12 protein-coding genes and 1 riboswitch are annotated in these 13,179 nt (G+C 40.0%); of the genes, 7 read left to right on the top strand and 5 right to left on the bottom strand.

Annotated features, from left to right (window positions below; genetic code table 11):
* Positions 1-1,272 carry a hypothetical protein gene (locus B1F84_RS08545; protein ID WP_131691174.1) on the bottom strand — a complete coding sequence of 424 codons (1,272 nt, stop codon included), beginning with the start codon at positions 1,270-1,272 and terminating at the stop codon, positions 1-3.
* A 196-nt stretch (positions 1,273-1,468) separates the two neighbouring features.
* Here B1F84_RS08545 and nhaD point away from each other — a divergent pair, with 196 nt between their 5' ends.
* Together nhaD and lysC are read left to right on the top strand one after the other, a co-directional pair.
* Entirely contained in the window at positions 1,469-2,716 is a 1,248-nt protein-coding gene (gene nhaD, locus B1F84_RS08540; RefSeq protein WP_008109270.1) for a sodium:proton antiporter NhaD, read from the top strand.
* Positions 2,717-2,814: 98 nt separating this feature from the next.
* Positions 2,815-2,987: riboswitch (Lysine riboswitch) on the top strand.
* A gap of 75 nt (positions 2,988-3,062) precedes the next feature.
* Positions 3,063-4,454 (top strand): lysine-sensitive aspartokinase 3, encoded by a 1,392-nt coding sequence (gene lysC, locus B1F84_RS08535; protein ID WP_205988811.1) that lies wholly within the window; start codon positions 3,063-3,065, stop codon positions 4,452-4,454.
* On the opposite strand, the gene B1F84_RS08530 is transcribed toward lysC, so the two are convergent.
* Positions 4,428-5,186, bottom strand: a complete 759-nt coding sequence (locus B1F84_RS08530; protein WP_131691173.1) for a 4'-phosphopantetheinyl transferase superfamily protein — start codon at positions 5,184-5,186, stop codon at positions 4,428-4,430. The genes lysC and B1F84_RS08530 overlap by 27 nt on opposite strands.
* 166 nt (positions 5,187-5,352) lie before the next feature.
* On the opposite strand from B1F84_RS08530, the gene B1F84_RS08525 reads away from it, so the two are divergent.
* The 3 genes from B1F84_RS08525 (at position 5,353) to B1F84_RS08515 (ending at position 7,723) form a co-directional block, all read left to right on the top strand.
* The gene (locus B1F84_RS08525; RefSeq protein ID WP_131691172.1) at positions 5,353-6,675 is read left to right on the top strand and encodes a sodium-dependent transporter; all 1,323 of its coding nucleotides are present in this window, start codon (positions 5,353-5,355) and stop codon (positions 6,673-6,675) included.
* A 110-nt stretch (positions 6,676-6,785) separates the two neighbouring features.
* Positions 6,786-7,190, top strand: a complete 405-nt coding sequence (locus tag B1F84_RS08520; protein ID WP_131691171.1) for a biotin/lipoyl-containing protein — start codon at positions 6,786-6,788, stop codon at positions 7,188-7,190.
* 5 nt (positions 7,191-7,195) lie between these two features.
* On the top strand, positions 7,196-7,723 hold the full coding sequence (locus tag B1F84_RS08515; protein WP_131691170.1) for a zinc-ribbon domain containing protein: 528 nt from the start codon (positions 7,196-7,198) through the stop codon (positions 7,721-7,723).
* Between the two features lie 89 nt (positions 7,724-7,812).
* On the opposite strand, the gene B1F84_RS08510 is transcribed toward B1F84_RS08515, so the two are convergent.
* Positions 7,813-8,793, bottom strand: a complete 981-nt coding sequence (locus B1F84_RS08510; protein ID WP_131691169.1) for a 2-hydroxyacid dehydrogenase — start codon at positions 8,791-8,793, stop codon at positions 7,813-7,815.
* A 62-nt stretch (positions 8,794-8,855) separates the two neighbouring features.
* Positions 8,856-9,395 (bottom strand): redoxin domain-containing protein, encoded by a 540-nt coding sequence (locus B1F84_RS08505; protein WP_131691168.1) that lies wholly within the window; start codon positions 9,393-9,395, stop codon positions 8,856-8,858.
* A 120-nt stretch (positions 9,396-9,515) separates the two neighbouring features.
* Here B1F84_RS08505 and B1F84_RS08500 point away from each other — a divergent pair, with 120 nt between their 5' ends.
* Complete coding sequence (locus tag B1F84_RS08500) at positions 9,516-10,397, top strand: NAD(P)-dependent oxidoreductase (RefSeq protein ID WP_131691167.1); 882 nt, start codon at positions 9,516-9,518, stop codon at positions 10,395-10,397.
* Positions 10,398-10,609: 212 nt separating this feature from the next.
* Here B1F84_RS08500 and sbcB read toward each other — a convergent pair whose 3' ends face one another.
* Entirely contained in the window at positions 10,610-12,055 is a 1,446-nt protein-coding gene (sbcB, locus tag B1F84_RS08495) for an exodeoxyribonuclease I (RefSeq protein ID WP_131691166.1), read from the bottom strand.
* 250 nt (positions 12,056-12,305) lie between these two features.
* Between sbcB and B1F84_RS08490 the strand changes: the two genes are divergently transcribed.
* The gene (locus B1F84_RS08490; protein ID WP_131691165.1) at positions 12,306-13,112 is read left to right on the top strand and encodes an alpha/beta hydrolase; all 807 of its coding nucleotides are present in this window, start codon (positions 12,306-12,308) and stop codon (positions 13,110-13,112) included.
* Positions 13,113-13,179 lie beyond the last annotated feature (67 nt).

Genomic DNA, 13,179 nt, shown 5'->3' with positions numbered 1-13,179 from the left:
TTACTCGTGCTCGGCTTTATCAGCCTGAGGCTCTGAATTAAAGGGATATAAATTAAAGTGCTGGCCTGCAATGTTAACGCGAGCTTTTTTATCGCTTTGGCTAATTTCTAGGGTGTTATCGCTTACCAACTTTTGATACAAAAACAACATTTCATCGGCTTCAAGTTCAGGGTAGCTTTCGTCTAAAAATTGCAGCAAAGGCTGTGGTTTTTTACGCTGCTTTTTAAAGCGTTTGGTAAATTGCGCTTTTACATCGTGGTAGTCAGGAATGTTTGGCGTGACAAACGCGGGCACATCATTTTGTTCTGGTAGCTGATATTCGTGGTGTTCAAACTCAGCTAGGCTTGCCATATAGGCAACAATATGACGCTGTTGACCCAGTGAATACTTTTGCGCATCGCTTACAAAATGGGGTTGCACGGCGCTGAGCATATTATCCACCCCGTTTTTACGAATTAGCCCTAAAACTTTTGCCGCTTGGCGGGTAATAAGGTTATTACGGCGCAACTCTTCACGCAGTGGCATTAGCATATCGGCACTTTTACGTAAGCTTGTCCGACCAACTAGGTGCATTTCGAGAATACGGGTACGTAATTGCTCAAGCATACGTTTATCACTGTACGCTTTACCTGAGCGTTCAATATGTTCTATTTGGGTGCTAATTTGTTGCTCAATTAGAGTAAAACAGGCATGAAAGTCGCCTCTAATATCGACCATTTCCAGCATGGGTTCTATATATTCATCAAACGCTTCTATGACGGCTTTGTAGCGCTTTTGCAGCGATTGCACCGCGTTATTTGATTTGGCTTGCTCAACAATATTTAAAATGGCGTTTTCGTTGTGTAAAAACAGCTTAATTATTTTACGAACCCGATCATCCATAATGCGGCTAAAGCGGCGTAAATCATCAAAATCTTCCATTTCACCGGCATTAGACAGCCGATTACCTAAGCGAGCTAAATCATCAACCAATACGCTTATTTCTTGTGCTAAGCCTAAATGTTCTTCTTGAAGTAAAAAGGTAGCAAAGTCCGCAATTGCACGGTTAATTTCTAGTTGTGACGATTTAGCCAAGGGAATAATGATTTCTTGATTTAATAACCGATTGGTTTCTTTATAAATACGCTCATTATTCCATGTCGGTTGCTTTTGTTTTATGGCATTTTGTAAATCTTTAATACTAAAGTCGGCCATTTTAAAGCGTTTAAATAATAGCTCTAATACACCCCAATGCTCAGTGAGGGTATTAAGTAGCTTTTTAGCTGGGATCATAAGGCGTTACAACATCCTAGTATTCGTTATTTTATATTTCTTGAACTTATATGGTATTCGTTTTTGCGACGATTTAATAATAGTTTTTACACCCACATAGTGATAGTATCCGCGCCGAATATAGGCACATAGAATATGTGGGTATATTTTTTACATGGTTTCAATTTTTACTTAACCCCGAAGGTTGTTTAATATCATGGTTTCCTCGATTATCCTGACGCTGATAGCGATTGCATTCTTGCTTATCGTTATTGAGGATGTGATTCACGTAAACAAAGCAAAAACGACATTATTTTTTGGTACACTTTGTTGGATTATCTCCTTTATATTTCCTCTTAATGGGCAAAGCCCCGAAACGATTCAAACCCTCCTTGACCACAATATTTTAGAAATTGCTTCCTTATGGCTGTTTTTAATGGCCGCAATGACCTTTGTCGCCTATTTAAACTCCAAAGGACTTATCGAAAATGTTGTGAACCGGATTATGCCAACCAGCATTAGTGAGCGAAAGCTGATGTTTTTGGTGGGGAGTTTTGCGTTTCTATTTTCATCTATTTCCGACAACGTTACAGCCACATTGATTTCCTTGGCAGTGATTATGTCATTAAAGCTCGAAGCCAAAAAACTAGTTAAGTACGCCACCTTAATTGTATTTGCAGTGAACTCCGGCGGTGTTTCACTTATAACGGGCGATGTAACCACGTTAATGATTTTCCTTGATGGTAAAGTCACCATTAGTCACTTATTACTGTTAATTGTGCCAGCGTTATTAAGCGTATTATTACTGGCTACCTTGTTATCAATTGGTATGAACAAGCAGTTAGAGTTTAAAAAGACTAAATTCAAACGCATCGAAAAAACCGACATTACTATTGCTGTTATTTTCTTCACTACGGTTATTTCTACCCTCACTTTAAGTGTTTTATATAGTGTGCCGCCATTACTTACTTTTTTACTCGGCCTGTCTATTATGTTTTTAGTCGCGCAATTTTTAATGCGTAAAAAAGACATCAATAAAGATATGATCGATTTCATACGTGACATAGAGTACGACACCTTATTGTTTTTCGTGGGTGTGTTACTACTTGTTGGTGCATTAAAAGAAGTTGGGGTACTGAGCCAATTTACTAATTTGTATACAGTAATGGCGCCAGAGTACGCAAACTACTTAATGGGTATTTTATCCGCAGGTGTTGATAACGTGCCACTAACGGCTGCGCTACTAAAAGCCGACATTGTAATGAGTCAACAGCATTGGTTGTCGTTTACGTATGCAACCGGTGTGGGTGGTTCAATGCTGATCATTGGTTCGGCGGCTGGTATTATTGCTATGAGTAAGGTTAAAGAACTTACTTTTGCAAGTTACCTTCGTTTGTCGTTGTATTTGTTAGTGTGTTACACCTTTGGTTATGCTGGCTCTTACTTTATGGGTAGTTTTATTTGATTTTATAATAAAACGACTTGACAGCTAGACGTCTAAACGATAACTTTCAAAGCCGCACTCTTAGTGCGGTTTTGTTTTATTAGCCACTGGTTAATAATACATTCAGAAGAGGTGCGATACTTAGGTACTTAATGTGAGGCAACGACAGCCTGCGACCATTGAGGAGGGAAGTACTCGCCGAGGAAAACAATGGGTCGTTACTATTGTTTTTCGGTTTATGGGGCTGAATCCTCAAAACTGTCACCAATTTAGGTGGAGAGCTTCTGGCAGTAGATTTTTCTTATCTTTATTTCCTGCCAAGTTCTTCTTGTTTTATTGCGGTTTGGATGCCGCGAAAGGAGACGAAATGACTACCCAATCAGTGCCACAAGGTTTACAGAGCACAAAATCAGATTACATTGTTGCCAAATTTGGTGGCACCAGCGTGGCTAATTTTGAGGCCATGAGCCGTTGTAGCGAAATCATTGTAAACGATAACAGCGTTCGAATTGTTGCAGTGAGCGCCAGTGCCGGTGTAACTAATCACTTGGTGGCACTTTGCAAAGCCGATATTGATGCCGCAGAACGTCAACAGCATATTGATGGTGTACTTGCGATTCAGCAGGCAATTTTAACTGATCTGACCCTAGATAATGATTTAGCGCTTGGTTTTAATAACACCCTCGATGAATTTCAAACTCTGGCAAATCAGATACTGACAACAGAGCAACAACACGATGAGCTACTTAGCTTTGGCGAGCGTTTATCGTCGTATTTATTTACTCAAGTATTACGCTTAAAAGGCTTAAATTCGCAGCGTTTTGATGTTCGCCAGGTGCTTAAAACCGATAGCCAATTTGGTAAAGCCACGCCAAATGTAGCCGCTACAGCGCTTGCAGCTAAAGAGCATTTAATTCCTTTACTAGAGAACAATGTAATTGTTACTCAGGGCTTTATTGGCAGCGATGAAAACAATGTAACCACCACACTAGGTCGCGGTGGCTCTGATTACAGTGCCGCCTTGTTAGCTGAAGCAATTAACGCTAAAAGTGTGCATATTTGGACCGACGTAGTGGGGATTTTTAGCACTGATCCGCGTTTGTGTGCTAAAGCCACACCTATTGCGCGTTTAAGCTTTGATGAAGCGGCAGAAATGGCCACTTTTGGCGCTAAAGTGCTGCATCCGGCTACAATTTTGCCAGCCAGTCGTAGCCATATAAATGTGTTTGTTGGCTCAAGCACAGAGCCAGAGCGTGGTGGCACCTGGATTGAACGTGAAAAATCGCAGCTACCTGGTATTCGTGCGGTCACGCAACGTAAAAACCAAATACTACTGACCTTAAAAAGCCCTGAAATGCTATTAGCGAGTGGTTTTTTAGCGCGTATCTTTACTATTTTAAGTGAATGCAATATTTCGGTAGATTTGGTTACCACCTCTGAAATTAGTGTAGCAATTACCCTTGATAATGCGCCAAATGCATCACGCCCAGAGCTAGATCAAGAGTGCTTAGATAAACTGGCTGAGTTTTGCCATGTATCGGTTGAGAACAATCTAACCCTAGTAGCACTTATTGGGTCTGAAATTGTATTGCGTCAGCACGAAATGAATTTAATGCAGGTGTTGAGCGAATTTAACATTCGTCTTATTTGCCATGGTGCGAGTAAACATAACCTGTGCTTTTTAGTTGAGCAAAATGAGTCCGATGCTGTGGTTCAAGCTATTCATAGCCGACTACTTGAAGGCGAGCTTGCTGCTTAACGCTTTCAATGAGATAAATGAGCACCGCCAGTCGGTGCTTTTTTTTGCCACAACGCTTATATCAAACTGCTCGTTTACATCGTTTGTTAATGCGGTGCTAGTTGCACTTAATTGCGAGTTGCCAAGCTCACAAAATACATTGGGGCTTAATAGCTGGGCAATAGGGCGGCTGGTTGCTTTTGCTAACGCCTCTTTTAAAGTCCAAAGTCTAAAAAATGTCGCCGCTTTAGAAGCTGTGCATGGTTGCTTAGTTATAAGAGCCACTTCTGCAGCATCATAAAAGTGCTTTGCGAGTTTTTCAAATGGCCGTTTTAAACTGATTTTTTCAATATCAAAACCAAATAGCGAATTATTAATATTTAGGGCCACGCCTACCAAACCATGAGAGTGTGACACACAGCAACTATAAACCTGGTTGTTATTTATATTTAGCTCAAGCTTACTGGTTTGTTGATTAAATTCAGAGCTGATTTTATCAAGCGTTATATTACTGCTGCTAGGTAATACACTTTTGACTAAATATTTTAGTAACAGCCGCGTTGCTACATATTCTTGCTTTGCTTGGGGCGTTTTACGACGCGCGATGACACTTAATTCAAACGGGCTTAAAAACTGTGTAAGTGTTAGTTCATCAACCAGCAATTGGCTGGCATCAAATAATAAAATGGTGTGGTTATTATTCTCAGCAAGCGGGGTTTGTAATAACTGATTGTCGAAGTAAGCTGAACTCATTATTGCTCGTTAAAAGTGAATACCGATTACATAGTTATCGTTATAAGCTGGATAGTTTGTGAGCGGTTGTTTGCTGTTATGCGCGCTAAGTACATTTTTATTACTCAGTCGCCCTTAAATATGGTTTAATTCACATTCGATAAAATAATAACAGATTTGTAGGTGTATGACACAAGTGCGTGATGGTTTTCAAAGTCGACTTGGTTTTGTATTGGCAGCAGCCGGTGCTGCGGTTGGTTTAGGCAATATATGGGGTTTTCCTACACAGGCTGCTAACCATGGTGGCGGCGCATTTTTATTGGTGTACTTTATTGTTATTTTTTTGCTAGCGCTTCCCGCGTTATACACCGAGCTGTATTTAGGCTACAAAGCCCAAGCTAATCCGGTTAAAGCCTTAGGCCAAGCATGGCAAGACCATGCGCCTAAAGTAGGCGCTGCTGCAGGTTATATAGGCTTAGCTGGCGCAATTGTCATGTTAAGCTTTTATTCAATAGTGGCAGGTTGGATGCTTTCTTACGCCATAGAGCCTATAACCACCTTTTTAGGTATGCAGAGCTTGAGTGAGTTTTTACATAGCGACTCTATGCTACGTAATTTTATATTTACGCCGCTGATGCTTATTTTAACCGCCAGCATTATTTTAAAAGGTGTTAAATCAGGAATTGAAACCTGGTCGCGCCGTTTAATGCCATTATTACTTGTTTTATTGGTTGGTCTAATTGCTTACATTGCCACCTTAGAGGGTGCCAGCGAAGGGTTTGCTGCCTATTTAGTGCCTGATTTTAGCAAAATACTCGACCCTGATTTAATTATTGCCGCAATGGGGCAAGCGTTTTTCTCATTATCACTGGGTGTGGGCTGTATGATGATTTATGGCTCTTATTTAAAGCCCGGCGCTAACTTACCAAAACTGACTGCAAGTGTTGCCTTACTCGACACCAGCGTGGCATTTTTAGCAGGACTATTAATTATACCGGCTATTTATGTGGCTCAGTTCAATGGTGTTGAAGTATTTAGCAATGGTAAATTAATTGGTGAAGGCCAGCTTATTTTTGCCATATTACCTGAGTTATTTGGCACGATGGGTGAAATTGGTTTATTAGTTGGCTTACTATTTTTTGTGTTGATGTCGATTGCTTCAGTTACATCAACCATTTCATCGACTGAAATTCCGGTGGCATTCTTAGTAGAAAACCACAGTGTTGATAGAACCAAAGCCACATGGACTGTTAGTGCCATTGTACTTATTTGTGCCAGTACTATTATTGTTAATTTTGATTGGCTATTTGGTTTGGTTATTATGGTATTTACCCAATACCAACTACCGCTGATGGGACTATTTTACTTTGTTACAGTAGGCTGGTTATGGCAGCGTGGTAATAAGCTTCATCAAGCAAGTTCTGGTGCACATTATTGGTTTGCTCAGTACATTCGTTTTGTCTGCCCAGTGCTAATGACCTTAGTATTTGCAAACGTTGCGTTTGGGTAATAGTTTAGCCGTCAGCCGTCAGCCGTCAGCCGTCAGCCGTCAGCCGTCAGCCGTCAGCCGTCAGCCGTCAGTTTTTTAGGTTTGAGTGGTAATACATCCAAGGAGGGATTATGAGCAGAGAAATTAAAATACCGATTTTGCCTGACTCGGTAGCAACGGCAAAAATTACTAACCTTTATGTTAATGAAGGTCAACTAGTCTATTTAGACGATGTGTTATTTGATGTTGAGACTGAAAAAATCGTTTTAGAAGTCATGGCTGACTGCAATGGCATTATTGAGAATATAACGATTGTCAATGGTGACCATGTTAATACTGAGCAAGTTGTGATGACTATGCAGCAGCTTGCAGACAGCGATATGCCAGCAAGACCGACAGCTCAACAGCCTCAACCGCGGGTAAACAGCTCAGAAAATTACGTTATTGTTTCACCTTGGTTAAGTAAACTAAATAAAAGTTTAATTATTGCTCTAGCAATCGGCGCTTTAGCTATCCTTTTTGTGCTGGGCATATAGCTTAGATGGCCAATTATGTAAATCACCCAATATATGGCAGCCAACCAATTTCCTCTGAAAATAGTTACACAAAGCAAGAAATAGAAGATGCTCATTGGCGATATAAAAGTGTGCGTTATTTTCCAGAAACAGCAATCCCCGCAGCAATAGAAAAACAATATGACAGTTTATATCCAAGGCAACTCTATGTTGATATAGAAGAGCAATGTGTCGATTGTCACAAGCTATTTATATTTTTTGCTAAAGAGCAGCAATATTGGTTTGAAGAGTTAAAGTTTTGGATTGATGCACATGCTATCAAATGCTTTGGATGCCGAAAGAGAACCCGTGTAATAAACCGGCTACAAATTTACTATGCAAACTTAATCATTAAAGAGCATAGAACGCCCGCCGAAACCCAATTGCTCAAATCCAGCGCACAGCAACTGTTCGATTTAGGCGTGTTCAATAAGGTCAATAAACTAAATGTTATCCGAAAAATGCAACTATCAGAAGCCTGCCAATTGCAGACACTCAGGAGTTTTAATGTCTGAAGTCAAGGTTTGACCTCTCCGGCTTGTGCCATGTGTTATTGATAACTTTTTTGTTCGCTTTTTTGTTTTTTGTTTTTTGTTTAGCAGCGCTATAGCACCTCGTTTGTTAAGCTTTTTCCTTGAGTAACCTCAAATGCATTTTGTAAGGTGATATTGGCAATTTCTGTAAGCGCTTCTTGAGTAAAAAAGCCTTGATGGCCGGTGATCAATACATTTTTAAAGCTTACCAAGCGAGAGAAAATATCGTCTTGGTTTATATCGTCACTGTGGTTTTTAAAAAACAGCTCTGATTCTTGCTCGTACACATCAAGCCCTAAATAACCTAGTTTTTGTGATTTAAGTGCCTTAATACACGCTTTACTATTAACCAAGGCACCGCGCGAGGTGTTTATTAGCATAACCCCTGTTTTCATGGCCGCAAATGCGTCATCGTCTATTAAATGATGAGTGTGCTCGTTTAACGGGCAATGCAAAGAAATAATATCGCTTTGTGTAAGCAGGGTGTTTAAATCGGTAATAGTGTAATTACCAGCTTGTGCATTAGGGTCGCATACTAAAATGTGAGCGCCAAAACCGGTTAATATATTACACAATGCTTGGCCAATTTTACCGCAACCAATAATACCCACCGTTTTATTATGTAAGTTAAAGCCAAGTAAGCCGTTTAAGTCAAAATTGTCTTCACGTACGCGGTTATAAGCCTTATGGGTTTTACGACTAAGCGTAAGCATAAGTGCAATACAATGCTCTGCGACTGCCTCAGGGCTGTAAGCCGGAACGCGCAAAACACGCATGTTATGCTGTTTAGCGGCTGCTAAATCTACATTATTAAAGCCCGCACAGCGCAGTAAAATGGTGTTAACCCCAAATATAGCCAGTTGCTCAATAACCGCTTTATCTACCGAATCGTTTACAAATACGCATACAGCATCAAATTCTTTAGCTAAAACCGCAGTGTGCATCGATAAACTTTGCTCAAAATAGGTAATAGCGATGTTAGAAAAGCCAGTTAAGCTTTGTTCGAAAAAAGGGCGCTCGTATTTTTGAGCACTAAAAAAAGCAATCTTCATTTATTACAATCCAACTAATCTAGTTACATCAACCATAAACCATTTTTATTATAGATGCCTTATCACTTTAATATTGCTGTGGTATTAAAACGACTATTTGCTGTTTTTATAATCGGTGTTGCCTCTAAACTACTTCTAATTACACTATGAAGTGACTCCGGTTTAGTGCGCGGCGCATAACGTGCAATTAGTTGTCCTTGGGCATTAACTAAAAACTTAGTGAAGTTCCACTTTATTGCACGGTTTTGTGCAATTCCACGCGTATGTGATTTTAAATAACTAAACAAGGGGTGAGTATCGGGGCCATTCACCATAACCTTATCAAATACTTCAAAATTAATCGCAAAGTGTTTTTGATAGTAGTCTTTAATTGCCATACCCTCTAATGGTTCGTTTTTATCAAACTGATTACATGGAAAGGCCAGAATAGTAAACCCATCGCTTTTGTATTGTTGGTATAGCTTTTCAAGCGCACATAATTGCGTCGAAAAATGACATTTGCTTGCTGTATTTACAATAAGAACCGTTTTTCCTTTTAACTGGCTCAAAGGAAAATCACTGTTATTACAAAGTGGTGCGTTAAATTGATAAATGCTATCCATAGATTACCTACCTAATTTCCTTATCAGGGAAATTTTAAAAGACTTTCATTCGCTTTTTTAGCGGCCGATTGACATAATCGAGCTTATGTTTCTAAGTTATCAGTTAAATAGGTCATTTTTATGTCAGTTAAAATTGCATTTATAGGTTTAGGCGTAATGGGTTACCCAATGGCAGGGCATCTAGCAAAAGCAGGGCACAGCGTATGTGTTTATAACCGCACAGCAGCTAAAGCACAAAAATGGGTCGAAGATTTTAACGGCAGTTTTGCACCTACCCCGCGTGAAGCCGCAAATGGTGCCGATATGGTTTTTATGTGTGTAGGCAATGACGACGATTTACGTTCAGTGGTATACGGCAATGACGGTGTGCTAGCAGGCATGCAGGAAAACACAATTTTAATCGACCACACAACTACCTCAGCAGAAGTGGCACGTGAAGTTGCGGCAAAAGCGGCTTTACAGCATATCGACTTTATTGATGCGCCAGTATCGGGCGGTCAAGCTGGTGCCGAAAATGGGGTATTAACCGTAATGGCCGGTGGCAACGAAGCGGTATTTGCTAAAGCACAACCTATCATGGCGGCATTTAGCCGTTTTAGTCAGCTTTTAGGCGAAGTGGGTTCAGGGCAATTATGTAAAATGGTTAACCAAATTTGTATTGCAGGTGTGGTGCAAGGGTTAGCTGAGGGCTTACATTTTGCTAAACAAGCAGGGCTTGATGGCGAAAAAGTAATAGAAACCATTTCTAAAGGCGCAGCTGGTTCGTGGCAAATGGAAAACCGCTACAAAACAATGTGGGCAGGCGAATACGAGTTTGGTTTTGCTGTAGATTGGATGCGCAAAGATTTAGGTATTGCACTCGATGAAGCTAAAAATAATGGTGCAACACTGCCAATGACAGCAACGGTTGATCAATATTACGCTGATGTACAAGCCCTTGGCGGCGGACGATACGATACTTCAAGCTTATTAGCACGTATCGAAGCAATGCATAAAAAGTAATGTAATTGGTAAAAGTACATTATTTACAAAGAGGATAAGAAGCGCTGCGCTTTTAGAGGAAGTGATAAACATAAAAAATGAATGTTGATTTTATGTTTTCTCATTTACCTCTCTTATTGAGATAGCTTTTTGGTTTTTTACCTAGTAACAAAAAACGCGACACTTTATTGCTAAAGTGTCGCGTTTTTATGCATTATATAAACTACAGCAAGTTACATGCTTTGAGCGTAGTTATACAGCGCTTTTAAAATTGTAAGGTTTTTTTCACTGTCGTCATGTTCATGCGCTAGGTTTTCAAGAGTGATCATAAAATCTTGTGCGCTGATTGATGGCTGATCTTCGCCATGCATTAACTTGCTTTGGCAATATTGACGCCATTGATCAAGCTCTTGCTGGTTTAGCGTTTGTGGCCAGTTACGGGCGCGGTATCTAAACAGCAAAGTATTAAATTTAGGATCTTCAAATTCAAGCTTTAAGCTTGCTAAGTCTTCAGGTTTTGCATCACGAATAATCGCAAATTTAGCTTTATCAGCATGGCTAGTAAAGCCATCATACAATAAGTAATCCACGTTCGTGGTCGCGCTGTAATCGCCTTGCTCATTAAATACCTCAGTGACTTTATCGCGAAGCTCGGTATTTGCTTTTAAAATGGCTAAATTAGCCAAGCATTGCTCACGATCAATACCCAAGCGAGCAGCGTTTTCAGGCAGCAGCGTTTTAGCAGGTGCTAAAATAGGGCACTTGTTTAAATGCACTAGTTTTAAACCTACCGGTAAATCACCCTCAGCTAAATCTATACGTTTGGTGTATAAACGCTTGCGTAATTCTTCTACATTTAAATCAAGTAACACCTGCGGGTTTTGGGTTAAATCAAAACAAATAACTGCGTTTTTATTTACCGGGTGAAAACTCATTGGTGCTATCCAGGTAGTACAGCCTTGGGTAGCTGGAATACGAGACGAGGTGTGCACTAATGGGGTCATATTAAACACATCAACCATTTCAGCGAGTGCTTTTTTACCACGAAGACTAAAAAAGAACTGGTACAGTTTAGGCTGTTTCTCTTTAATTAGCTTTGCTAAGGCAATGGTAGCCGTTACATCACTTAACGCGTCGTGCGCAGCGGCATGTTCAATACCATTAGCGACAGTTAAATGCTCAAGCTTAAAACTAGGGCTACCATCTTCTTTTAACGGCCATTCAATACCCTCAGGGCGCAGTGCATAGCAGGCACGCACTAAATCTATAATATCCCAACGACTGTTATTGTTTTTATATTCACGCTCGTACGGGTCGTAAAAGTTACGATAAAAGCTATATCGGCTTACTTCGTCATCAAAGCGAATACTGTTATAACCAGCTACACAGGTATTGGGTACGCTAAATTCTGCATGAATTTTAGCTATAAACTCAGCCTCAACTAAGCCTTTTTGCATTGCCACTTGCGGGGTAATACCGGTAATTAAACACGCTTCGGGATGGGGTAAGTAATCCGCTTGTGGCTTACAGTACTCAATAAGCGGCTCGCCAATAATATTTAAATCAAGATCGGTGCGTACACCTGCAAATTGGCTCGGCTTATCTTTTTGCGGGCTTGCCCCCCAGGTCTCATAGTCGTGCCAATAGATTGTTGCTTGGTTTTGCTCTTGATAAGCCATTAAAAAACCCTATAAGTTAGCTTGAAACGGTTTATATACCGCCAAGTTACTAAATTTATGAATTATTTAGATTATGGCATAGGGTCACAGAGGTTTATAGGTTTGAATAAGGAAATCTATCAGCCAAAACACGAATTTAAGAGTGATTGAAGTGATTACTTATATCTGAGGTTCTGCGTTAGAGAATTTATTTATAAACATAGTGCTTAATGTTATAAACTTAAACTAACTACCAATTAGCTTTAACATTATGAAACTAATAATAAAAACGATTCTATTTTGGGTATTAATCACCTCAACTGCTGCCTTTGCTGAGCTTGCTAAAGTTAATGGCTTTGATATTGAATATGAAATGGCGGGTAGTGGCAAACACACTATTTTACTCGAGGCGGGTGGCTCTGCAGGGCTTAGTGATTGGGATCCCATTTATAACTCGCTTACTAAGTATGCAAAAGTAATTCGCTATTCTCGAATTGGCAATGGCGGCTCTTCGCAAATAAAGAAAAACTATAGCTCAGAGCAGTATGCTACTGAGGCTTTACTATTACTTAAAGCGCTAAAAATTGATGAACCAGTAGTTTATGTGGCGCATTCTTATGGTGCTTCTATCGCAAGGGTATTTGCAGCAAGCTACCCCGATAAAATTAAAGCGTTAATGTTAATTGAACCCGCCTCAGAGCATGATGTTGATATTATGCGTAAGATTGATTTACCGCGCGCTGAAAAAGAAATTGCCGCTATAAAACGTGATGATATGAAAAACGGCATGTCGAATCAGTATTTAGACTTTTGGTCGAAGCGACCTTTGCCCGATTATCCACAAATAGCAGATATTCCCGTGACGGTTATTGCCTCAGTTAAAAAATATGAAAATCCATCGGTGTTATTTTTTACTGATAAAGGGCGTGAAATGTGGGGGGAACTGCATACAAACTGGGCTAACGCTTTTCCTCAAGGTGAGATAGTGCTAACAACTAAAAGTTACCACTACCCACAAAATGATGAGCCTGAGATGGTGAACGCACAAATCCAAAAATTGCTAAAGCGTACTCATTAAATAAAAAGCTAAGTTAGTTTTTTAGATTGTTTGATCAGTTTAATTAAAATGATAGTGAGTACCACAG

The organism is Pseudoalteromonas sp. DL-6, assembly GCF_004328665.1.
GTDB lineage: Bacteria > Pseudomonadota > Gammaproteobacteria > Enterobacterales > Alteromonadaceae > Pseudoalteromonas.
The sequence above is the reverse complement of the archived record's forward strand: the minus strand, read 5'-3'. Positions and strand labels throughout refer to the sequence as shown.